We start from the raw sequence: 23,691 nt of genomic DNA, 5'->3' as shown, positions 1-23,691 counted from the left end.
CGGACGCCCTCAGGGCGCCGGGGTCCCCGCGCAGGTGACGGGGGCGCCCGCGGCGCAGGCCTTCTCGAAGGGTTTGCCCGCGACGCGCTCCTCGAGGAAGGTCAGGATCTCCGGCAGCGCCCACGTCGTGGCCTTCGTGTGCGAGGCGCCGGCGCACTCGAGGTAACGCATGGGCATCCCCGCCTCGCACAGCGCCTCGAATGCAGCACGTTCGGTCGGCGTGTCGACGAGCGTGTCCGACTCGCCCGTGACGAAGAGGATGCCATAACTCGCCGCGTCCTTCTGGATGCGCGACACGCTCGTGGTGGGCAAGCCATTCTCGGTGGCCATACAGCCCCACGGCGCGAGCTCGCCGAGCTTGCCCGACGCGACGGCGTCGAGCAGCGCGGGCTGGAACATCGACGAGAGCATCTCGCTGCCCGAGAGGACATCCCCGGGATCACAGCCCGATCCCAGGGCCGCGGGCACGTCCTGATCGAGCGGCGGGAGCAGCACCTCCGCGAGCTTGTCATCCGCGCCGTACCACCCTGCGCTCGCGCCGTAAAAGGCGATGATGTTGGCGGTGGAGTCTCGCTTCGTGGTGAGCGCGAGCGTGCCCTCGCCGAGCAGGTCCGCGGGCGGGACCGTGGCCGCGATGCCCATGATGTCGAGCTCGCGCGCATAATAAGGCGCGAGACGATCGACCCAGAGCGCCGCGTGCCCGCCCTGCGATCCGCCCACCACCACGAGGCGCGCCGAGGGCCGCGCGCCGCCCTCGCGGATCTCCTCGGGCAGGCGCAGCACCGCGCGGGCCGCGTCGAGCGAGGCGATGGCCGTCGCCTGACCGACCAGATACGGATGCAAGAAGCCCGTGGGCGGCGCCTCGTTCTTGAGGCCGATGTAATCGGGCGCCACGACGATGTAGCCGGTCGACGCGAGCGCGGCCGCGAGCGCCGCGGTCTCCGTCGCCGAGCTCGGGCCACATCCATCCGTGAATCCGCTCGTGCCGTGCAGGACCATCAGCGTCGGCAGCGCCTCGGCGTCCTCGGGGACGGTCGTCGGCCACGCGAGCAGCGCCGTCGCCTCCACCGTCTCGCCGCGATCCTGCGTCACGTACGTGAAGGCGTGGGTCACGACGTCGTACTTCAGCGAGACGGGCAGGTCGCCGAGCGCCTCGGCCGCGATTGCGTCGAGCAGGCCCTTGGGATAGGTGGCCGTCGCCCGATGCGTGGTGACCTCGCCGAGCGAGAGATCCCTCTGCCAGGCGTGGTCGGCCTGCCCGCAGCGGGCCGGGGCGTCGGCGAGGGCGTCGGTCTCGGGCGTCCCCGCGACCAGGGGGGCCGGCAGCTCCGGCGTACCCGGGCCCGCGGGAGGGGGAGGGGGATTTTCGTCACCGCCGCAGGCGGCGAGGGCGAGGGTGCTGCAAAGGAGAAGGCCGCGCGCGCGGCGATCCAAAAGGTTCATGGGCCGCGCACCTTACGCGCGCCGCCGCAGGACGACAACGCCGGTCCGCGAACGAGCTCGCCGAGGTGAGCCGCGGCGCCGCGGTCACGTGCGCGCCGCGCCGCGCTCCGTGCCCGTTCGACCTGACATCCGCGCTGCCAGCGCGGCGATGGAGGCCGCCGTCGAGAGCGCGACGACGCCCATCCAGCCCCATTGCGAGAGCGCCACGCTGCCGAGCGCCGCGCCTGCGGCCATGCCGATGAACATACCGGTCACGAGGAGCGCGTTCAGGCGGCTCCGCGCGCCGGGCTCGATGCCATACACCAGGGTCTGGTGCGCGATCAGCGAGGCCTGGATGCCGAAGTCGAAGCCGATCGCGGCGACGAGGAGCAGGCCGAGCTGCGCCGGGGTCGGCAAGAGGGGGGAGAGCCCCATGCTCGCGAACGACACCGCGGTCAACCCTGCGCCGAGGCGCGTGACGAGCTCCGGTCCGCGTCGGTCGGAGAGACGCCCGGCCAGCGGCGCGGCGAGGGCGCCCGCCGCGCCGGCCAGCCCGAACGCGCCGGCGGCGGCGCTGCCCAGGTGGAAGCTCTCGCGCAGCATGACCGCGAGCGTCGACCAGAAGGCGCTGAAGCCGAGAGACAGCAATGCCTGCGAGAGCGTCGCCTGGCGCAGCGCCGGGTAACGGCGCCATAACGCGACCAGCGAGCCCATCAAGGCGCGATAACCGAGCTGGGTCGTGGGCGCGAAACGCGGCAGGCCCCGCCACGTGACGACGCCGATCATCGCAATGCCCGCCGAGGCGGCGATGTACACGGCGCGCCAGCCGAGATGTTCGGCCACGAGGCCGCTGACCACGCGCGAGAGCAGGATGCCGAGGAGCAGGCCGGTCATGACCGTGCCCACGACCTTGCCGCGTTGCGATTCCGGCGCCAGGGTCGCGGCGGCCGGCACGATGTCCTGCGCGAGCGTCGCCGTCAGCCCGACGGCCAGGCTCGCCCCGAGCAGCGAGCCGACCCCCGGGGCGAAGCCGCCCACGAGGAGCGCCAAGGAGAGCAACGCGGCCTTCGCCAGGATGATGAGGCGCCGGTCGTAGCGGTCGCCCAAGGGGGCGAGCAGCAAGATCCCCAGGGCATAACCGAGCTGCGTCGCCATCGGCAAGAGGCCCACGAGCCGGTCGTCGGCGTGGAGCTCCGCGCCGAGCACCCCGAGCATCGGCTGACTGTAATAGAGCGACGCGACGCTCAGCCCGGCGCCGGCGGCCAGGAGGAGCACGAGCGAACGCGAGAGCTCGGCCCCGGTCGGAGCGTCGGCGACATGCGTGGCATGAATGGATGACATGGGTGACGCTTCTTCGGTGGACGGGCCCCTATCGACGGCGCCCTCCAGGACCGCCGCGCCCGTCAGGCCTGCGCCGCCTCGACCGCCTCGGTGAGCACATCCTCGTGGACGACGCTCATCATCTGCCGGGCGATGTCGTTCACCACACGCTGAACGCGCTCGGCGATCGCCTTCGGCGCCGCGGCGAGGGCCGCGTTCAGCTCGTAGAGGCCCGCCTCCAGCAAGAGCGCAGCTTCTTCCTGCGAGGTAGCCTCCTTCATCAGCTTCGCGGCTTTGCTGGCTCGGGCGAGGTGAAGGGAGGCCTGGGTGCTCATTCGGGCTGCACATCCTGTGTCCGGAGCCGGCCCTGTCAAGGCCTCGCCCCCGCCGGTCTCGGCTTCGCCGGCGCGCTGGTGAGAGCCATTTCGACGGCCCAATCGGAGACTTGCCGGCCAAACGGAAATCCGGGGCGCCGGTGGGGGGCTCGCCGCGCGCGTGCCCCCCGCGATCGCGCGTCGTCGGCGCTCGGCTGGCCGGCGGCGAGCACAAGTCGGGGGAAAAATCAAGAACAGATCCGTGCTCGGGGCCCGGAGGCGGGGGGTACAGCAAGAAATGGCCTGCTCCCTGTACCCGCGCGGCTTCAAGGTGTGGTACATGGATGACGAGGTTATGCACGGTCGCATCAGAAACTTTCTTCCTTTGCTCTTGCTCCCGGTGACCTGGATGCTCGCGAGCTGCACCGTGGGCGAGGTACCCATCAGCGAAGATGCTGGCCCCGTCGAAGAAGACGCGGGGCCGGATCTCGGGCCTTGCGGCGTGGACTGCTCGAAGTTCGAGACGCCGCAGTGCATGGTCGCGGTGTGCAACACCGGGCAGGTGGCCGGTCCGCTGAACACCTGCGTCGTGGTCCCCGCGCCGAAGGGCACCGGCTGCGACGACGGGAAGTTCTGCACCACGAACGACACCTGCGACAACGGCACGTGCGTCGGCGGCACCCAGAACACCTGCGGGATCACGAACCCGGAGTGCTCGTCGATCATTTGCTACGAAGAATTGAAGTCCTGCGACACCCTGCCGGTGAACGACGGGACGCCGTGCAGCCCGAAGGACCTCTGCCAGATCAACGGCGTATGCAAGATCGGTCAGTGCGTGGGCGAGCCCAAGGACTGCACGTTCTCGCCGCTGAGCGAGTGCAACCAGGTGTCCTGCGATCCGGCCACGGGCAAGTGCGTCGGTAAACCCGACCCCACCAAGGACAACGTCCCGTGCGTGCTCACGGGCGACCTTTGCACCGTCAACCGGCGGTGCTCGTCCGGGCAATGCGTGGGCGGCGCGCCCAAGGATTGCTCGGCGCTCAACGTCGGCTGCCAGCGAGGCGAGTGCGACCCCGCGAACGGCCTCTGCTCCCCGGCGCCCGCGCCGGTCGGCACCACCTGCACCGACGGCATCGCCGAGTGCCAGGTGGGCTCGTGCGACGTGAAAGGCGAGTGCCTCGCCTCGCTCGCGGCCAATGGCAGCCCGTGCAACGACTACAACGCTTGCACCAGCGGCGAGCAATGCGTGGCCGGCGCTTGCGAGGGCGGCGGCCCGGTCACGACCTGCTCGACGTACCTCCACGAGGGCTTCGAGGTCTGCCCGAGCGACTGGACCTTCGGCGGCGACTGGGAGTGCGGCACGCCCGATAACGTGGGGCCGGCCTCGGCGCACATCGGCAGCGGCGTCCTCGCCACGCAGGTCGCCGGCCTGTACCACGTCAATCAGCTCTTCACGTCCGCCGTCGCGAGCTCGCCGCCCATCGACCTGACCGGGGCGACGAGCCCGATGGTCTCCTTCTGGGCCTGGGTCCACACGGAGGGCGGCTCGTTCGACGGCTGGAACCTGAAGGTCAGCACGAACGGCGGGCAGAGCTTCTCGACGGTCACGGCCGTGACGCCGGCCTACAGCCTGAACATCCTCAGCCAGCCCGCGTGGGGCGGTGATCAGTCGGGGGTGGGCTGGCAGCCTTATATGGCGGATCTGAGCGCCTATGCCGGACAGACGGTCATCCTGCGCTTCGCGTTCCGCAGCGACGGCGCCACGGTCTTCCCGGGCGTCTACGTCGACGAGGTCGTCGTCGCCGAGCCGCTGCAGATCCCGACCTATATCACCACGACGTCGCCGCTGCCGGACGTGTATGCGGGGATGGCCTATTCGGCGCAGATCGCCAAGGTGGGCGGCACGGCGAACGCGCTCTGGAGCATCAAGCCCGGCGGCCAGAACACGGCCTGGATGACCATCGATCCGGCGACCGGTTTGCTCGGGGGCACGCCCTCGGCGGCGGAGGCCGGGCCGGTGACGGTCACCGTGCGCGTCGCGGAGGAGCCGATGTTGCCCTCGAACTACGCGGAGAAGACGTTCACCTTCAACGTCAAGTCGAATGCGTACTACACGAGCTTCGAGGGCGCGTGCCCGGACGGCTGGACGTTGACCGGCGATTGGCAGTGCGGCGTCCCCTCGAGCGTCGGCCCCGCGACCGCATACGTCGGGACGCAGTGCCTCGCCACGCAGCTCGCCAGCAATTACAACGTCCTTCAGACGTGGGCGGGGACGACCGCGACGTCACCCGACATCGACCTCACGGCCTCGGCGAACCCGAAGCTGACGTTCCGGATGTGGCTCCATACCGAGGGCTCGACGTACGACGGCGTCAACCTGAAGATCAGCACCGACGGCGGGATGACCTATTCGGTCCTGAACAGCGTCTTGCCGCCGTACCCGCTGACCATCGCCACCCAGCCCGCGTGGGGTGGGAACCAGTCCGCGCTCGGCTGGCAGCTCTTCCAGGCCGATCTCTCGGCTTATGCGGGTCAGGTCGTCCGCCTGCGCTTCGGCTTCCAGAGCGATTCTTCCGGGACCCACCCCGGTGTCTACATCGACGATATCTTCATCGAGTGAGGGGCAGTCCATGCGTTGCAGTACGAAGCTTCATAGGCTTATCTTTGCGTCGCTCACCCTGACCTGCGTCGCCGCCGCGTGGGGAGGGTGCGCCACGGGGAACAACGGGGAGACGACGGGCAACCCCAGCAGTAGCTCCTCCGGCGAGGGCGGCGCCGGCGGGAGCGGCGCGGGTGGCGCCGGGGGATTCGACATCGACGGGGGTGTCGGCGGCGGCGGGGACGGCGGCGCCTGCGCCACGACGAACGCGGAGGCCCGCCGCATCCCGCTCGACATCATCTTCCTCATCGACCAGTCGGGCAGCATGTCGGGCGGGAAGTGGAACGGGACCAAATCGGCCCTGAACACGTTCTTCAACGATCCGGCTTCGATTGGCATCGGCGCCGGCATGGTCTATTTCCCGACCCAGGAGCCGTACGACTGCAACCCCACGCATTACGCGCTCCTCGACGTGCCCATCGGCCTGCTGCCGCAGAATGCGTTTTCCTTGACGAACTCCATGCCCTTCGACGCCACGGGCATCGGCACGCCGACCTGGGGCGCGCTGAAGGGGGTGCTCTCGGCGGCGACCGCTCACCAGGAGGCGAACCCGACGCACAAGGTCGTCGTCGTCCTCGCCACCGACGGCGAGCCCCTCGGCTGCGAGCCGAAGACGGTGGACGACATCGCGGCGATCGCCGAGAGCGCGCGCAACTACAACGGCGTGCGCACCTATGTCATCGGCGTGGCCGGCTCGCAGATCGCGACCCTCAACAAGATCGCGGTGGGCGGCGGGACGAACAAGGCCTACGACATCACGCAGGACATCAGCGAGTTCGCCGCGAAGATGGCCGAGATCCGCCAGGAGGCGCTCGGTTGTGATTTCGAGATCCCGGAGGCGCCGAACGGCATGGAGATCGAGCCGAACGAGGTGAACTTCACGTACATGCCGAAGGGCGTGGGCACGCCGAAGATCATCCCCCGCGCCGACGATCTCGGCGACTGCAGCGATCTGCCTGGCTGGTACTACGACAACAACGTGGATCCGACGAAGATCATCCTCTGCCCCACGTCTTGCACCACGGTGCAGGGTGACCTCAACGCGAAGGTCGACGTGCTCTTCGGCTGCAACTCGGTCCTCAATTGATGGCTTGACCCTCGACCCTTAACCAAGAAAACGTAGGACGACATGCTTAAAATGGATCGAATGCATTGGGCCCTCGCGTTCGTGACCACCGTGATCACCGCCGCGGCCGTGGGCTGCGGCGGCGGCGTGGACAGCGACAACACCGGCGGCAGGGGCGGCAGCGGCGGGGCGGGCGGGAGCACCTCCTCCTCGAGTTCCTCGGGCAGCGGCGGCGAGGGCGGCGACGGCGGCGGCGGCGGCGCCGTGGCGAGCTGCCCGACGAAGGAGGGCACGGTGTTCGCCGTCCGTGAGCTCTTCTTCGGCGAGGGGAACAGCGGGGAGTGGAAGAAATTCGGCTTCAACGTCGACGGCCAGGTGTCGACCGGGCTCTCGAGCGACGTATGCATGCCGAACTCGGGCGGCTCGGCGCAGAACGCGCACCCGGACGGTGATGACGGCATCGACAATTCGTTCGGCAAGAACCTCCTGCCCACGATCCTCTCGCTGTATCCGACGTGGGTCCAGGACGTCAACAATGGAATCCAGAACGGCAATTTCACCGCGCTGACGAAGGTGGAGTGCCTGCCGGCGTCGGGCGACGCCCCGGCGCTCAACACCTTGCTCTTCGGCGGTACGGCGCTCGGCGCGATGCCCAAGTTCGACGGGACGGACACGTGGCCGGTCGAGCCCGCGCTCCTCAGCGATCCGATGGATCCGCTCTCGACGACGATCACCTTCCCGAAGAGCTCGGTGACGGGCACGCTCTACGATTCGGGGAAAAACGTGCAGGTCATCCTCTCGGTCCCGGTGCGGACGGCGAACGACAGCACGTCGATCAAGCTGACCTTGTACTCGGCGCGCATGACCATGAACCTCTCCGACGATCGCAAGAGCGCGACGAGCGGCATGATCGGCGGCGTGCTCAACACCGAGGAGTTCGTGGCCGAGGTCAACAAGATCGGCGCCCTGCTCAGCCTGTGCGGCAATCCGCTGTTCGATAACCTCGTGAATCAGGTCCGGCAGGCGTCGGACATCCTGACCGACGGCAGCCAGGACCCGACGAAGACGTGCGACGGCATCTCCATGGGCCTCGGGTTCGATATGGTCGAGGCGCAGCTCGGCGATGTCGGTCCGGCGAACGAGGTGGGGATGGCCTGCCAATGAAGGCGGCTCGGCGACAATGACAGGGGATCCGTGGCCCGCCCGCGTGCAGGCGGGCCACGCTCCCGGCGCTTCCTGATCGCACTTCCGCATTCCCTCCAGAATTCCGCGTTTACGCCGGGGCACCTACGGCCCTGGGCGGCCGGATGGTTGCGTCGTGGGCTTTTGCTCCGGCGGTGAACCGCGCTGGGCGGTTCCCTCGTCGAGCCATGGATTGTTGCTAACATCGCATTTGCGGGGCAGAGTCCCTTGCCCTGGTGGTCGACTTCGACGTGGCGACCACGACGTCGATCGTGAATCGATCGGACGTCGTGCATTCGTCCATCCCGGAAGGAACCGACATGAGACACAGGCTTGGACGTGTAATCATTGGCGTGCTCTTTTCGTTTGGCCTCTTGGCTTGCGGAGAAGGCGCGGACGAGGGCGCGGAGGAGGACGTGGGGACCGCCCCGGCCGCCCTCTCCCCGGATGGCCGGTACATCGTAAAGTTCAAAAATTATTCCAAGCGAAGCGAGGTGCTCGCGGCGGCCGGAGGCGGCCAGGTCGAGCTCGAGCTGCCCGACCACGACGCCCTCGCCGTCACGCTGCCCGAGCCGGCCGTTCAAGCCATCGCCAAGAACCCGAACGTCGAGTACATCGAGGTCGACCCGCGACGCGAGCTCTCCACGCAATGGCCGCCGTACGGCATCGATCTGGTGCAGGCGTCGGACGTGGACCCCACGGAGCTGAGCGCCGCTAGCACGAAGGTCTGCATCATCGATTCGGGCCTCTACACCGGGCACGCCGATCTCCAGGGCATCCCCGTCAGCGGGTACAATGGCAACCTACCCTGGAACGTGGACGGCTGCGGCCACGGCACGCACGTCGCCGGCACCATCGCCGCGGCGGCCAACACGCGGGGCGTCGTCGGCGTCGCCCCGAGAAACGTATCCCTATATATCGTGCGCGTCTTCGGCGACAATTGCTCCTGGGCATACGCTTCGTCCCTCGTGAACGCGCTCGACAGGTGCAGGAGTGCGGGCGCGAAGGTCGTCAACATGAGCCTCGGCGGCTCGGGATCGAGCTTCTTCGAGAGCTTCGCTTTCCAGAGCGCCTACAACGCCGGCGTCCTCTCGATCGCGGCCGCGGGCAACGCCGGCAACACGTCGACGTTGTATCCGGCCGGATATTCGTCGGTCGTGTCGGTGGCGGCCGTCGACGCGAACAAGGCGCTCGCCAGCTTCTCGCAGCGTAATGCCGACGTCGAGATCGCCGCGCCGGGCGTCGGGGTGCTCTCGACCGTCCCCTGGGCGACGCCGCGCATCAGCGTGGGCTCGAACGTGGATGACGGCGGGCTCATCACGGGTGCGGCGATCACGAAGGCCACCGGCGCGCTCGTCGACGGCGGCCTGTGCGATTCCATGAACGCCGCGTGGGCGAACAAGATCGTGCTTTGCAAGCGTGGCACGGTCACCGCCGCGACCAAGGTCGCGAAGGTGCAGAGCGCCGGCGGCAGGGGCGTGATCGTCTACAACACCGTCTCCGGCTGGTTCTGGGACTCGCTCGGCGCGGGCGTGACGAGCACGATCCCGGCGATCACCCTGCGAGGGGACGACGGCAAGGACCTCCTCGCGAAGTGGCTCGGCGCGACCGCCGAGCTGAGTACGACCCGGGACAAGCCGGGCTCGGGATACGAGTGGTGGAATGGCACGTCGATGGCGACGCCGCACGTCGCGGGCGCCGCCGCGCTCCTCTGGAGCCAGAGGTCGACGGCGACGAACACCCAGATCCGCAATGCGCTCAACGCGAAGGCGATGGACCTCGGCGCGGCCGGCCGCGACGCTTCGTTTGGTCATGGCCTCCTGCAGGTCAAGGACGCGCTCGGCTACCTCCTCGGCGGCAGCGTGGCGGACGTCGACGACAGCGCCGCTCTCTGCAAGGCGGTCGGCGAGAGCTGCGCGGACGACGCGGAGTGCTGTTCGGGCGCCTGCCAGAATGGCAAGCTGGTCTGCAAGTGATGAAATCGTGCCCCGTACGCCCGCACCTGCTGACACCGTCCGTCGTAATGCGATAGACTGGGGTTCGTCATGGCGAGCAGCATGAGCAGGGCGAGGCTCACGGAAGGCGAGGTCTTTCGGTCCAGCCAGTTCGTGCTGTCGCGAGAGGCCTCCGGGCGGCTCTTGCGTGTCCGCCGGACCGACGTCCCGCTCGACGATCCGGCCTTGACGGACCTGCTCGTGTTCTTCGACCGGTTCTTCCCGCCGCTCATGCGTGGCCAGTTCGTCCTGCTCCTCGACTCGCGGGAGGCGCCGATGGCCACGGATCTCGACCTGGAGCGGCGCATGAGCGAGGCCGGCGCGCGGCTCCTCTCGGGGTTCGCGCGTTCGGCCGTCCTCGTCGAGGGCGCCACGGGCAAGCTCCAGGCCGCGCGTATGACCCGCGACAAAGGCAGGGCGCCCGTATTCGCCGACGAGGCCGAGGCGCTCGCCTACCTGCTCTCGGAGCTCTCGTTCGATTGACGCGTAAAACGGGGGCGTCCGTCATGTGCCCCCGTTGCCCGCCGGACAAACTCCTCCACGCGGTGGGTCGGGGCGTCTTTTTTCCTGCCTTGAAGCAAAACTTCAACGAGACGCGCCGCGCTCCGTCCGCCATGGTTCCGGCCCAGTCTTAACGACGAGGTCATGATCATGATTCGTAAGCTTATGTTTGCCACGGCAGGGTGCGCGCTGGCGCTCCTCGCGGGTTGCTCGGACGACGTCCCGAGGCCGCCGGACAACACGGGCGGCTCGGGCGGCGCCGGCGGACAGGGCGGGGAGGGCGGATGCCCCACGCTCGACGTCTCGCTCACGCAGGTGTATCGCTTTACGGACGCCTATTTCTCCGTGCAGGCGAAGGTATCGCCCGGGGCCCAGGATGCATACCAGACGCTCGCCGTGATCGAGCTCTACAACGAGTGGACGTCCCCGCATTTGCCTCCGCTCGCGTCCGGCACCTTCGATCTCGGGGCGGCGCCGAACGACGCTTACGGGACCTGCCAGCATTGCGTCACGGTGATCACGCCGGATTCGAGCGAGATCCCGACGCGCACGTTTTTCCAGACGGGCGGCACGATCGAGCTCACGAAGCTCGATCCGAACGACTCGAGCATCGCGGCCGGCAAGGTCGAGAACGTCACGCTCTCCGAGGTCGCGCGGAAGGAGGATGGGACGTGGGAAGCCGTGCCCGGGGGCGGCTGCTTCGTGATCCCCTCGTGGTCGTTCGACACGACGCCGGTGGACGGCATTCCCTGCGAAAAGGCCGAGGACTGCGGCAACACGAAGCTCCAGGTCTGCTCGCCGAAGACGAAGACATGCGCGCCGTACGAGTGCCTCTTCACGTTCGACCTCCTTTGCCCCGACGGCGAGCAATGTGTCGCGCAGGTGCCCAGCGAGAACTCGATCGGCGCTTGTTACAAGGCGTGCACCCCGTTCGCCTCGGGCGGCTGCTCCGCGGGCGAAGAATGTATCGCCATCGACCCCGTGCAGAACCTCGGCGTCTGCCGTCCGACGGGCGAAGGCGCGCCCGGCGAGGCGTGCGACGAGCCCGACGTCTCGACGGGCTGCGAGGTCGGGAGCATTTGCGCGGGCGTGCCCGCCGCGTGCGAAAAGACCTGTGGTTTCCTCACGCAAGACCCCGGATGCCCCGAAGGACGCGTGTGCGGCCTGTCGAACGTGTGCCTCGCGCCCGAGAGCGGAGATCCGGCGCCGATCGGCGGCGCTTGCCAGCCGGGCTGGGTGCCGTATCGAGGCTGCGGCGCCGACGGCGAGGCGTTCCGCGGCCTCTGCTTGAGCCTCTACCCCGAAGAGACGGTCGAGCATTGCGAGCGCATGTGCCGGATGGGCGACGACGATTGCCCCGCGGGTGAATACTGCGCGGGCATCTTCTCGAATACCAACATCGGCATCTGCTGGAAGACCCCGACCTGCGGCGACGGCGTGCTCGACCCGCTCAACGAAATCTGCGACGACGGCAACGCCGCCTCGGGCGACGGATGCGCGGGCGACTGCGACACGGCCGAGTTCGACGTGCTTTGCCAGTCCGCCGAGCCGCTCCCGCTCGACGTCGACCTCCAGAGCACGACGGAAGGCGGGTCCACGGGGTATGGCGGGAGCTGCGAGCTCTATATCGTGGTGCCCTCGAAGACGTTCTCCTTCGACGTGCCGGGGCCGGGCCGGCTCTCGCTGCGCCTCACGTCGGACGTGGACCTCGATCTGCTCGTGCTCGGCGATTGCGCCGATCCGAGCGGCAGCGAGCTCGCCTGCAAGAGCACGGCCCTTTCGACCGAGGAGCTCGAGCTCGACTTCGCGACCGCGCCGAGCGGCCCCGTGATGATCGTCGTGCGTGGCCACGCGATCCCGGACGTGGGTCCCTTCACGCTGCGCGCGGCCTTCACGCCGGCGGTCTGCGGCGATGGGGTCGCCGTCGGACCCGAGGCCTGTGACGACGGCAATACGATGCAGGACGAGGGCTTCTGCTCGGCCGATTGCCTGAGCCCCGACTGGCCCGCGGTCTGCAATGGCCTCGCGGCGCTCTCCACGTCGGCGCCCAATGTCGGCGACACCCTGAGCGCGCCGGACCTGAACAACACCGACGGGTACTGCACCTTCAGCACCGGCGGCGAGGTGATGTATCGTTATGTCGCGCCGAAGGACGGGACGCTGAAGCTGCACGTCGACGAGTCGAGCGAGAATTTCGCCCTCTACGTGCTCGACGGCTGCGGGGCCGCGACCGAGGCCACGCTGCTTTCGTGTTCGAACACGGGCTGGCCCCCGAACAGCGTCGAGGACCTCGCCTTGCCGCTCGTCGCGGGCAAAGAGGTGACCGTCGTCGTCGATACGATCCCGCCTGCCAAGGGGGGGCCGTTCAGCCTCCAGGCGACGTTCGAGTAACGTCCGCACGAAGCTTGTCAATCCGCGGCGCCGCGGGGTTGTGGTAACCTCGCGGCGTGCCGTATCGTTCCGAGCGCAAGCGCGACGTGGCCGAGAGGCCCGAGGCTGGGCCCGTGGCCGAGATGGTCCGGCAGTTCGCCGATCCTCATGCGTTCGTCCGTGAGCTCGTGCAGAACAGCATCGACGCGGGGGCCACGGCGATCGTCGTGCGGATCGAGCGCGCGGGGGCGAGCGTCACGACCGTCGTCGAGGACGACGGCGCGGGCATGGATCGGGCCGTCATCGAGGGGCCCCTGCTCACCCTGTTCAATTCCTCCAAGGAGGGGGATTCGTCGAAGATCGGCAAGTATGGCGTCGGGTTCGTCAGCGTGTTCGCCGTTGATCCCGAGGTCGTCGAGATCGACACCTGGCGCGCGGGCGTGTCCCATCGGGTGCGGCTCTTTCGCGACCATCGGTACGAGCTCGAGAGGCTCGCGCCGCGCGAGGGGAGCGGGACACGCGTCTCGCTGCATCAGACCATGGACGCGGCGCGGTTCGAGGAGCATCGGGCGCGGATCGAGGGGGCGCTCTTGCGGTGGTGCAGGTACGCGGCCGTCTCCATCGAGCTCCAGGTCGTCGATCCGGATCACCACGAGGGCAGCGGCGCGCGGCGGATCGACGGGCCCCTCGGGGTGCCGGCGCCCATCTTCGTCGAGACGCATCGGGCCGGCGAGCATATCGTCGTCGGGCCCTCGACCGGGACCGATCGGTTCTGCGCGACGCCGCCCGCGCCCGAGGATCCGGCGTGGGGCAAGGCCACGTTCGCGGGGTTTTACAATCGCGGGCTCACCCTGTTCGAGACCACCGAGCCCCTCCTGCCCGGGCTCGAGCAGGTGCGATTCCGGGTCGATAGCCCCCATTTGCGGCATACGTTGAGCCGCGACAACGTGCTCCGGGACAAGGCATTCCACAAAGCCGTCGCGCGCGTGCGGGAGCTCGTCTCGGGGTCGCTCCGGCGGGAGCTCGTCTCGCGGCTCGCGCGTGCGGCGCGGGATCTCGCGCGGGCGAAGCCGCCTCATGACGAGGAGATCGTCCTTTCTTATGTCGCCTTGCTCGAGGCCGCTTGCGCGGCGCCGCTGGTTTTGCGCAAAGACGAGATCGTCTTGCCGCTCGTCGCGCCCTGGGAGGGGAAGCCGGTCGCCTCCGAGGAGCAGCTCTTTCGGCGCAAGGAGATGTTCGTCGCGCCGGTCGTCGATGAGCTCGGCCTTTCGCTCGCGCAGATCGGCGAGCCCGTCGTGCTCGCGCCGCATCCGGCCATCGTCGCCTCGCTCTCTTCACGCGGGCCTTTGCCGGGGCCGCTCGCCGTCGAAAAACATTGGGTGCTCTGGCGCGAGGTTTCGGCGGACGACGTCACGGCGTCCGATCACGAGCTTTGCCTCGGCTTGCAGAAGGCCCTGCGCGGCGCGGGGATGCGCGTCGATCGGGTGGCATTCGCGCGACCGAATACCTATGTCTCCGCGCCTTGTGTCCTCGTCCAGGGCGACGTGCGCTGCGTCGGGGTCGGGGCCTGGTTGTGTCGTATTGCTTTTGCCGAGCGGGGGTGGGCCGAGGAGAAGGTCCGGGGCGGGCTCCTCCTCCACGTGCACGACGAGGTCGTCATCGCCGCGCGCGAGCGGGCCCGGGACGATACGTTCGTCGCGGCGCATTTGCTCGCGCGGGTCCTCCTGCTCTCGCGCCAGGACCCAGCCGGTAAAATCTCCGATTCGCTCATCGAGGCTTCGGCGAAGGTGATTGCATGAGTCGAACGGCGGAGGAGGGGCGCGAGATCCTCGCCCGGGGGCGTATTCGTGTCGACGCGCGGCGCGCGCTCGCCAAGCTGCGCGAGCACCTGCTCGTCGACTTGCACCTGTATGCCGCCGAGATCGCGCGGGCCGCGGCGGCCTCGGGGGCCACGTTCCTCGACGTGCAACACGACACGGACGACGTCGTCCTCGTGTTCGACGGCGAGCCCGTCCCGGAGGGCGAGCTGCCGCGGCTGCTCGATCACGTGCTCGGCGATCCGGGGGGCACGGGGCGCGCGCTCCGCGGGCTCGCGCTCGGCGTCAATGCGGCGCTCGGGCTCGGGCCTTCGTTCGTCGACATTCATAGCCGCGCCGCGGGAGAGGCGAAGGCCACGCGCGTGAGGTTCGTCCCGTCCGTCCTCGCCGGGGAGGACGCGCCGCTGCCCGAAATCGAGCGGGTCGTCTCGCCGAAGGGAATGCCCGCGCGTGGCGTCCGCGTGCAGGTGCGGAGGCGCCTCGGGCTCGAGACGCTGAAGCGCGCGGCGAAGCGGGAGCTGCCGCGCGAGATCACGCTGCTCGTCGACGCCTTGCGGGACGCGCCGCTCGCGCTCCGGCGGGGCGCGGAGAAGCTCTCCGTTTCGCCTCGGCCGCCGGCCCTCTTGCGCGTGTGGTTTCGCGAGCGGGACATCAAGCGCGGGGCCGTGGAGATCCTCGCGGCGCAGGCGGGGCCGCCGGTCGTCGAGTATCTCGAGCTCGGCGTCCTCCTCTTGCGGCGGCCCTTCGCGGCCGAGCCCATGTTCCCGAGCGCGGCGCACGCGCAGGTCGAGCTCCCGGTCCGCGTCCTCGTCGACGCGGACGAGCTGCCCACGAATGCGTCTCGCTCGGCATTACGCGAGGATTCGGGGCTCGCGTCGCGCGCGGAGCAGGCGGCGCGCAGCGGGCTCGTCGATGCGCTGCGCACCCTCGTCGCGCTCGTCACGGGGGAGGGAAAACCCTTGCCGGACGTCGAGGTCCTCGACCACGACAAAGCCCGCCTCGAAGACGCGCTCGGCGCGTTCGTTTGTGTCGCGGCGGGGGCCTTGCAGCGCGGGACGGACGTGGGGGACCAGGCGCGGGTGATCCTCGAATTGCCGCTGCTCCGCAATGCGGTGGGTGGGCCGCTCACGCCCATGGTCTTGCTCTCGCGGGGCAATGCGCCCGTCTTCGTGTACGAGGGGGACGAGCCGGCGCCCGCGGAGCTCGCGCCCTGGCTCGAAGACGTCGTCTGGCTCCGGGGGCGGCTCGTCGAGCGTATCCTCGTCGATTTCGAGCGCCAGTCCGCGGACGCGCGCCTTTCGGCCGCGCAGGTGGCGCACGAGCGCAGGCGCCGCCTCCACGCGCGGCCGAGCAGCGAACCCGCCGTGCCGCCGGAGCCCGATCACATCGTCAAGGAGTCGTTCCACATCAAGGACGGCCCTTTTCGCGGGCTGCGCGGGCAGCTCGCGCTCGGCGCGGAGGGGATCGGCTCGGGGCAGCGGCCTTCGTCGGTCCGGGTCTACGTCGAGGGGCGGCACCTCGACACGATCACCATCGACCGCGACAAACTCCCGCTGGCGATCGACGCGGCCCTCGCCTGGGACGGGCAGATCCTGCCGAAGTTCTCCTACGAGGGCGTGCACGACAGCGAAGCTTTGCGCCTCGCCATTTTTCAGCTCACGCGCCTCTCGCTCCTCGCGCTCGGCTCGCACGTCGAGCGGATCGCCCAGGGAAGAGGGGCCATGGACCTCGACAAACTCCGCGCGCTCGCGCGCTCGGCGGTCGGGGCGTTCGTGCTCGCGGCCGAGGCGCTCGGCGTCGAACATCCTCCGGCCGAGCCCTTGCTCTCCGCGTATACCCCCCTCTGGACCCGGAGCTTCTGGCCGTCGGCCGATCCGGACAGGCTCCCTTTGAGCCTCGCCGAGCTCCGCACCTACGTCGACCGCACGAACGCCCTTTGCCACGTGCCCCCGGGGACTACGGGGGTTGCTCCGGACAAGCGGCCCGTCGTGGCCGTCACGGACCTCGAGCTCGGCTGGCTCGAAAAGGTTTTTCGGGGCGTGACGCTGGTCCCTTATGCCCGCGCCTTGCGCCCACCCCGCGAGCCCGCGCCGCCGCGGCTCGCCATGTTCCACGACCTCTGCGCGTCGCGGCGCGAAGCCGGGCCGTCCGCCGAGGTCCTGCCCTCCATGCCTTTCGAGGTCCCGCACGGGCGTGGGGTCATCGCGGCGGCGCGCAAGGACGAGATCCTCTGGCTCCACGCGGGGGTCTTGCTCCAGACGGTCGCCACCAGCAAATACATCGAGCCGGCCACGATCGTCGTCGAATACGACGGCATCGTCCCCGCGCCCTCGTGGGATCGAATCGCGTGGACGCGTGACGCCGCTTTCCTCGTGCCCGTGCGCAACGAGCTCTTGCGGCGCATCGTCGCGGCCCTCGAAGGGGATCCGGAGGCGCGGACGTCATTGCGGGGCGCCCCGACGGGCGAGCCGGGCCCGCTCCTCCGGGCTTATCTCGTCGAGGCGGTCACCCGGCACCGAAATGGCGAGCTCGCGGCGCGGATCGAGGCGCTCCCGCTCGTCCCGGTCCTCGACGAGCAGGGGGCGCCCAGGCTCGCCTCGCTCGCATCCATCCAACAATGGCATCCGCCCCCGGCCCCGATCCCGCTGCTCCGCGCGAAGCCGGATTTTCCCACCCTCTCCTGGCGCCCGGTTTTTTGCGTCGACGACCGCGAGGCGTATGCGTTCGAGCGGTGGGCGGGCGGGCGCGCCCGAGACGCGCGGGACGAGCTCGAGGCGCGCAGGAAGGGCGCGCAGACCGAATGGGAGCGGCGCTCGTTCCACGCCAAACCCGCGCTCGATCCCTTCGTCTGCGGGCCACTCGCCGAGCCCGAGGGGCTCACCGCGCTCTGGTACGAGGAGGAGCCCACCCAAACCTCGATGTCGGTCGCGGCGGCCCTCCCGCGGCGCGGGCTCGAAATGCACGCGGCCGAGGTCGAGTTCCTCCTCGACAAACGGCTGCTCTGCACGCGCGCGCTCACGGGAATGCCCGTCCCCGTCGTGGCGCGGATCCACCTCGCCTCGGAGGTGTTCGTCGTGCCCTTCTCGGACGTGACGCCCGCGGGCGTGGCGACCGCGGAGGCGCGTGTGTATGCGGCGGCCTGCTCGCTCGCGGCCGGGCTCGTCGAGCGCGCGAAGGGGCGAGAGCAGGCGGCGTTTTTTGGCGATCTGCGGGCCCTCCGCCTCGTCGCCGCGCTTTACAGGGTCTCGGCCGCCGATGCCACGCGCTCCGAGATCCTCCAGGCGGATTTCGCGCTCCGCGCCGTCGATTTCCGCTGGCCCACGGTGCAAGGCGACGAGCGCGCGTTCCCCGAGCTCGTCCCGGGCGCGTCCAGGCTCTATTTCGGGCGGGCGCGGTATTCGGCCTGGCAACCGGCGGCGCGTGGATCGAGCGAGCTCGACGCGCCGATCGTGTACCTGCCGCCCGCGCGGGAGGGGGACCTCGTGCGGGAGATCCTCGGCTTCATGGGCTACGAGCTCGTCGACGTGAGCGACGCCCTCGCGGCGCTGCAGGCGCGGCGCACGGGGGAGGCGGGGCAGGGGCGGCCGAGGCTCTCGGGGTCGCCGGCGCATCCTTTGCTCCGCGTCGATCTCGCCGCCTTGAACTCGCATTACGAGGGAGAAATCGAGCTCACGGAGAGCGGGCGCGCCGACGTGCAGGTCGAGACCTTGCGCGGCGAGAACGTGGCGCTCGACGTCGAGGGCATGTTCCCCTTCCGCGCGAAGGTGCGGGCCTGGGACGTCGAGCTCGACGAGAAGGACAAGCATCAGCTCGCCGTGGATCTCACGAAATCGGCGAAGAAGCACCTCGAAGGCCTCGACGGCAAGCTCGACGAGCTGCCCGCGTTCGTGCGGACCTCGCTCCGCCGCGTCGTCGTCGCCCATTCGCGCAAGGATCGGACCCTCTCCAAGCGCCGCGCCGCGATGCGCGTCTTTCCGGACATCCTCGGCGCGTACCATTCGCTCGCCGAGATCGAGGCCTCCGGCGTGCGCCCCTATCCCTACGTCGACTTCCCGCCGCCCTATCCCACCGCGCCGCGCCCGTGCCCGCCGCTCGCCCTCACGGCCGAGGAGATCGCGGCGATCCGCTCGCGCGCCGTGTTCGAGGACGTCTCGCAGGCGCTCCGGCGCGAGCTTGCGGCGGAGAAGCGCAGGAATGCCCCGCCGCTCGATTTCGTCGGCCTCGACGCGCAGCAGCGGGCGAAATGCCTGGAGGTCCTGCCCTTCCGCGGCGAGGGCGTCTCGGGCGAGATCGGCATCCTCGCGCCCGAACACGCCGCCGCGCGTGGCATTCACGTGTACACGACGCGGCGGCCGCTCTGCCGGATGCTCGAGGGCGACGGCTGGCCGCTGCTCGCCGTGGTGAACGACGATCACCTCCCGGCAAACAAGGGCTTCGACGGGATCAAGGGGCACGCGCCGCGCGAGCGCCTGCGGGCGCGGGTGGTCGCGCAGGCGGAAGAGTTCCTCACGAAATGGCAAGTCCCGCCGCGCGGCGCGCCCGCCGAGCCCTCCGTACCTGAAACGGCCTCGATTGCGCCCGCGCCCGCGCCGTCGATCCTGGAGGTCACGCCGTTCGTCGCGCCGGACGTCGCCGAGCCGAGCCGCCCGGCGCCGCCCGACGTCTTCGAGGAGGAGCCGGCCTCGACGTGGTTTTTCGGGCTCGTCTCGCGGGTGGTGCACCTCTTCGACCCGCCCGAGCCTGCGTCGCCGGCCACGCGTGAGCTCGGCCCCTCGTTGCTCGCGGCGATCGACAAACTCGGCCTCGCGCCGACGAAGGTCGTGACCGGCGTGCGTTATGCGCGGACCGGGCGGCCTCTTCGGTTCGACGCAAAATCGGGCCGGCTCGTCCTCAACCGCTCACATCCGGCCGTGCGCGCCCTCGCCGCGAAAGCGAAGGACGATCCGCGGGCCCGCGCCCTGCTCGTCGCGGCCGCCGTGCGCGAGATCAACCGCGTCCTCGAGGTCGTCACCGACGCCACCGAGAAGCGCGTGCTGCTCTCGATGCTCCGCGGCGATCCGCTTTGAGGCTCGCCAGCGCTGCGTATACCTCCGCTTCGTGGCTCTCGAGCCATTGAATGCGAGCGGCCTCCTGCTCGGCTTCGGCCATGTCCTTCTGCGTCGGCGCGTCACAGCCCGAGAGCCGCGCGCACCGGCCGAGGAGCCGCTTCAGCCGCCTCGCTTTCAGCAAAAGCGGTAGCGCGTGGAGCTCGACCGGGGAGAGCGGCTCCACTGCCTGGTAGGCCTCCACGAACGCGGCCACGACGGCCAGATCCAGCGCCGCCGCGCATTCCATCCTCGCGAAGTCGTGAATCGCCACGGCCAGATCGAGCGCGCGCGCCTCGAAACGCGCGCTGTCGAAGTCGAGCAGGCCGCACGGGTCGTCGCCGGAGAACACGAAGCTGTCGCGGCGGCATCCCCCGTGGATGAGCTGCCGCGGAAGCGTCGAATACAGGGGCGCGAGGGACACGAGGGTCGCCTCCGCCTGCGCGAGCGCGCGAGAATGCAGCGCGGAGAGGCGCGCGGGAGCGTCGGCCCTACGCGCGGGGCCTCTGGCGATACGCTCGCGCAAGCCCTCCTCGAGCGAGGGCTCTCCGGGGCAGGGCGCGGACGGCCGGAACGCCGCCGCGTGTTGATGGTAGGCGCCGAGCGCGCGCGCGACCGCCTGGAGCTTTCGGAGCTCGCCGGACCGGTAGGGGGCGCCGTGCACGAAGGCCGTGACGCGATACAGGTGATCCTCCACGACCACCCATGTACCTCCGGCCGCGGGGGGCACGATCGCCGGGACCGGCAGACCGCGGGAGCGCAAAAAGGACATCAGCTCGTGCTCGAAGCGCAGGGCCTCGAGCGTCTTCGTGGGCCGGGACCGCCGGAGGACGTACCGCCCGCGGTTCGTGGTGATCTCGTAATGGTCGTTCTTGGCCCCTGGCAGGGGCCGCACCGATTCCCAGAGGCCCAGGTCGTAGGCCATGAGCGCCTCGCCGATCGCCTCGATACGCCGCGGCTCTCGCCGTGCCCGCGCGGCGTCGCGCCGCGAAGGCATCGCGCCCACGCCGAGCGACAGGCCGAAGGAGCGGCCGTAGGCCGTCGCTCGCAGGAGCATGCCGTGTCCACACGCCGGGCGCTCGGGTCGATCCCACATCACCGGCTCGCCCGGCGGGATGTGGACCCATACCGAGGCCGTCCGGTTGCGCCACCCTCGCGTCGCGTTCCGCTTCATGGGCCGAAGCGCCCGTCCTCCTTCGTGTAGCAGCGACAGATAATCGGGTGAAAGAGCGACACCGACGCCGAAACGCTCGGGCGCGCGCGGGAGCACGTACGAGACGTCGATCCGCCGCGCGTCCGCGGCCAAACGAAAGACCTTGAGCGCCCCGGCGAGCGGGCTCTCGGGCTCGTGATGGACGAGCTGAACCTCGACGCCGCCCTCCCGCGTGAACGCCGCGAGCACCCGGTAAGGGTCCTTTTCGTGCCCGGCGTCGGCGAAGGCGCCCGGGTGGTTCGAGGGTATTTCCATGTAGCGGTTCTGCTCCTCCTGCCAGTTCCAGTCGTCCGCCGGGTTGCCGACGACGAGCCGCCCGCCCTCCGCCGTCAGGTCGAACAGATAAACGAGGCGGCCTCCGTGATCCGGCGCGAGCACGGCATAGAGGTGATCGTTCTTGAGGATCACCTCGTCCGCGCCGTCGTGATCGACGTCCAGGCGCTCGACGTGGGCGCGTCCGTCGCGCTGCCGTTGCCATTCGGCGGCGGCGGCGATCACGAAGACGCTCTTTGCATGCGCGCAGATCGCCCGCGCCCACGGCGCCGGGCGGCATTCGCCGTCCTGCCCGACGTCGTGCCAGGCGGTCTCGCAGCTCGAGGCCATGAGCTGCTTCCACGCGAGCTCCCAGAGGCCCGAGCGGGGGGCGCGGGCGCGCCGGAGCAAGGCCTCGGCCTCGAGCAGGAGCTCGCGGTGAGGCCGCCACGACGAGCCCAGCCAGAAGCCGGCATAATCTTCCCCCGCGCGCATCCCGTGGGCGAGTTCGAAATACGTGCCCGGGTCGACACGACGCGGAGGGCTCGCAGGGTGCTCACGCAAAAACGACGCGAGGAGGACCGGCCTCACCTCGGCCCCTGCCCCGATCCAGGCGAGCCATTTCTCATAAGGATCGACCTTGGCGCGTGTCCAGCGACCGTTCGTCCACGGCCCCACCGCGGCCGCCTTCTCCAGGTCGTCGCCGTAGACCGCGATCGCCCCCGCGGGGGCCGCGGCGACGCGACGCAAAACCTCCCGCGCGTCCTCCCATTGCCGAGCATGTCGCGGCGGGACGGCATAACGCAGGACGGCCGAGATCGGCACGACGCAGAGCCCCTCGCCATTCTCGAGGCGGTAAGGCAGGAGCGAGGGGAGGTCGCCCCCCGGGGGCGCCTCGTGCGCGCGTCCGGTGGGGGGCGTGCGCGCGTCGAAGCGCTGACGCGCGCTGAAGGCGTAGGGGCCGTCGAGCGGATACGCCAGCCGATCGTCGAGCAGCACGTACGCGTAGCCCCCATTGAGGAGCGAGTCGCTGCGGAGCACGCGCGCGAGCTTCTCGGTATGCCAGACCCGCTCCGGGACCCAGAAACCCTTGATCGCCTCGGGCTCCACGCCGAGGTGGCGTCGATAGAGCGAGAGCGCCTCGTCGATCTGGCGGAGGTTGTGCTCGTCGGAGAACAACGGCATGATGTTCTGCGCGTAGGTGCTGCCGAGGAGCTCGAGCAGGCCGGCGCGACGGAGCGCGTGGATCCAGCCGAAGAACGACGGCGCGTGCCAGGCGATCGCCTCGATCAGCGTCCCGCTCAGGTGGAGGTTGAGCGGGACCTCGTATTTCAGGTGCAACGCGAAGACCGTCGCGAAGCCCTCGAGCACCTCCGAGAGGCCCTCGCGATTGTCGTACCCGTCGGTGATCAGGTACTGGTGTCCATGCTGCACGATGGCCAGCGCCGGCTGCTTCTTCGATCCCTGCATGGCATTTTCGCTCCATGTCAGCCGAGGTCCTCCCACTGCTCGCACGCGTCGAGCCAAGCCGGCAGGAAGGAAGGATCGGCCACGGGAAACACGAAGAGCTTGTGATGCAGGATCTCCAGGAACGAGCGCGGCACGAAGGTCGAGAGCGCCGACGTCGCCTCCGGCGGGGCGTGACGCCGGTACTCCTCCAGGAAGGCCGCGTTCCATGGCTCGACCTCGCGGAACGTCCCGGCGCGCGTGTAGGACATGGTCAGGCATTGCGCGATGAATTGACCCAGGTCTCGCGCGGGGTGCCCGAGGGCGAAACGATCGAAGTCGAAGACGGTGATCCGGTCGCCCGAGACGTGGATGTTCTTCGGCTGGAAATCCCCGTGGGTGGGCACGGAGGGGCGCGCGCCGAGCGTCGTCATCGAGGCGACCACGCGCCCGGCGATCGCCTCGACGCGGCGGGCGAACGCGGGGAAGAGCTCGCCCAGCGCGCGGCCGTGCCGGGCGGCGCTCTCGGCTTCGTCCGAGAGGCGCAAGAGCGGGGCGCGCGAAGCGGGCATGCCGTGGAGCTTCGCGAGCCACCGCGCCGCCCGGCGTACGTGTCGGAGCGAGCGCGCTGGATGATCGATGTGGTGGTGGAGATCCTTTCCTCGGGCGAGGTCCTGGAGAAGAAGCCCGAGCGCGGGTACGTAGGCGATCGGCTCTGGAATGGTGAGGCGGGGGTCGCCGCCGAATCCATTCTGCCAGAGCTCACGCAGGACCTCGAACATCGCGGCCCCGCCCTCGCCGGCGTAACGCTTGCCGATGACGACCTTCCGGACGAGGGCGCCCGTGGCCTCGTCGAAGCAGGTGAGCGAGTAATGGAAAATGGGGCGATATCGATAGGACCTCATCACGCGGACGCGGCATTTCCGCACGTCCAGACCACGGGCTGCGAGCACTTCCAGCACGGCGTGCGGGGCGTCCATCCGGTTTCTCCGTCTTCTCGCGCAGCACGGCGGCGCGTCGGGCGACCGGCCTCGTCACCACGATGCGAACC

At 69.7% G+C, this 23,691-nt stretch carries 13 protein-coding genes; 8 read left to right on the top strand and 5 right to left on the bottom strand.

What is annotated here, in order from left to right; genetic code table 11:
* Positions 1-9 precede the first annotated feature (9 nt).
* The 3 genes from GF068_RS34535 to GF068_RS34525 form a co-directional block, all read right to left on the bottom strand.
* Complete coding sequence (locus GF068_RS34535) at positions 10-1,443, bottom strand: lipase family protein (RefSeq protein WP_153823784.1); 1,434 nt, start codon at positions 1,441-1,443, stop codon at positions 10-12.
* A gap of 84 nt (positions 1,444-1,527) precedes the next feature.
* Positions 1,528-2,763 carry an MFS transporter gene (locus tag GF068_RS34530; protein WP_153823783.1) on the bottom strand — a complete coding sequence of 412 codons (1,236 nt, stop codon included), beginning with the start codon at positions 2,761-2,763 and terminating at the stop codon, positions 1,528-1,530.
* A 62-nt stretch (positions 2,764-2,825) separates the two neighbouring features.
* Positions 2,826-3,023 (bottom strand): hypothetical protein, encoded by a 198-nt coding sequence (locus GF068_RS34525; RefSeq protein WP_153823782.1) that lies wholly within the window; start codon positions 3,021-3,023, stop codon positions 2,826-2,828.
* Positions 3,024-3,396: 373 nt separating this feature from the next.
* Between GF068_RS34525 and GF068_RS34520 the strand changes: the two genes are divergently transcribed.
* The 8 genes from GF068_RS34520 to GF068_RS34485 all read left to right on the top strand — a co-directional run bounded on the left by GF068_RS34520 (position 3,397) and on the right by GF068_RS34485 (position 19,711).
* Positions 3,397-5,676, top strand: a complete 2,280-nt coding sequence (locus GF068_RS34520; RefSeq protein WP_153823781.1) for a choice-of-anchor J domain-containing protein — start codon at positions 3,397-3,399, stop codon at positions 5,674-5,676.
* 10 nt (positions 5,677-5,686) lie between these two features.
* A complete protein-coding gene (locus GF068_RS34515) occupies positions 5,687-6,802 on the top strand; it encodes a vWA domain-containing protein (RefSeq protein ID WP_153823780.1) in 1,116 nt (371 codons plus the stop codon).
* A gap of 51 nt (positions 6,803-6,853) precedes the next feature.
* Complete coding sequence (locus tag GF068_RS34510; protein ID WP_153823779.1) at positions 6,854-7,945, top strand: hypothetical protein; 1,092 nt, start codon at positions 6,854-6,856, stop codon at positions 7,943-7,945.
* 338 nt (positions 7,946-8,283) lie between these two features.
* A complete protein-coding gene (locus GF068_RS34505) occupies positions 8,284-9,939 on the top strand; it encodes a S8 family serine peptidase (protein ID WP_153823778.1) in 1,656 nt (551 codons plus the stop codon).
* 69 nt (positions 9,940-10,008) lie between these two features.
* Positions 10,009-10,440 carry a hypothetical protein gene (locus tag GF068_RS34500; protein ID WP_153823777.1) on the top strand — a complete coding sequence of 144 codons (432 nt, stop codon included), beginning with the start codon at positions 10,009-10,011 and terminating at the stop codon, positions 10,438-10,440.
* A gap of 168 nt (positions 10,441-10,608) precedes the next feature.
* The gene (locus GF068_RS34495; RefSeq protein WP_153823776.1) at positions 10,609-12,849 is read left to right on the top strand and encodes a DUF4215 domain-containing protein; all 2,241 of its coding nucleotides are present in this window, start codon (positions 10,609-10,611) and stop codon (positions 12,847-12,849) included.
* A gap of 56 nt (positions 12,850-12,905) precedes the next feature.
* Entirely contained in the window at positions 12,906-14,627 is a 1,722-nt protein-coding gene (locus tag GF068_RS34490) for an ATP-binding protein (protein WP_153823775.1), read from the top strand.
* The gene (locus tag GF068_RS34485; protein ID WP_153823774.1) at positions 14,624-19,711 is read left to right on the top strand and encodes a hypothetical protein; all 5,088 of its coding nucleotides are present in this window, start codon (positions 14,624-14,626) and stop codon (positions 19,709-19,711) included. Before GF068_RS34490 ends, GF068_RS34485 begins: the two co-directional genes overlap by 4 nt.
* Here the strand turns inward: GF068_RS34485 and GF068_RS34480 are convergent.
* On the bottom strand, positions 19,653-22,664 hold the full coding sequence (locus GF068_RS34480; RefSeq protein ID WP_170319850.1) for a phosphotransferase: 3,012 nt from the start codon (positions 22,662-22,664) through the stop codon (positions 19,653-19,655). The two genes, GF068_RS34485 and GF068_RS34480, sit on opposite strands and share 59 nt — an antisense overlap.
* 17 nt (positions 22,665-22,681) lie before the next feature.
* On the bottom strand, positions 22,682-23,620 hold the full coding sequence (locus tag GF068_RS34475) for a phosphotransferase family protein (protein WP_153823772.1): 939 nt from the start codon (positions 23,618-23,620) through the stop codon (positions 22,682-22,684).
* Between the last annotated feature and the right edge of the window lie 71 nt (positions 23,621-23,691).

The organism is Polyangium spumosum, from assembly GCF_009649845.1.
Lineage (GTDB): Bacteria > Myxococcota_A > Polyangia > Polyangiales > Polyangiaceae > Polyangium > Polyangium spumosum.
This window is presented reverse-complemented; position numbering and strand designations above follow the sequence as displayed.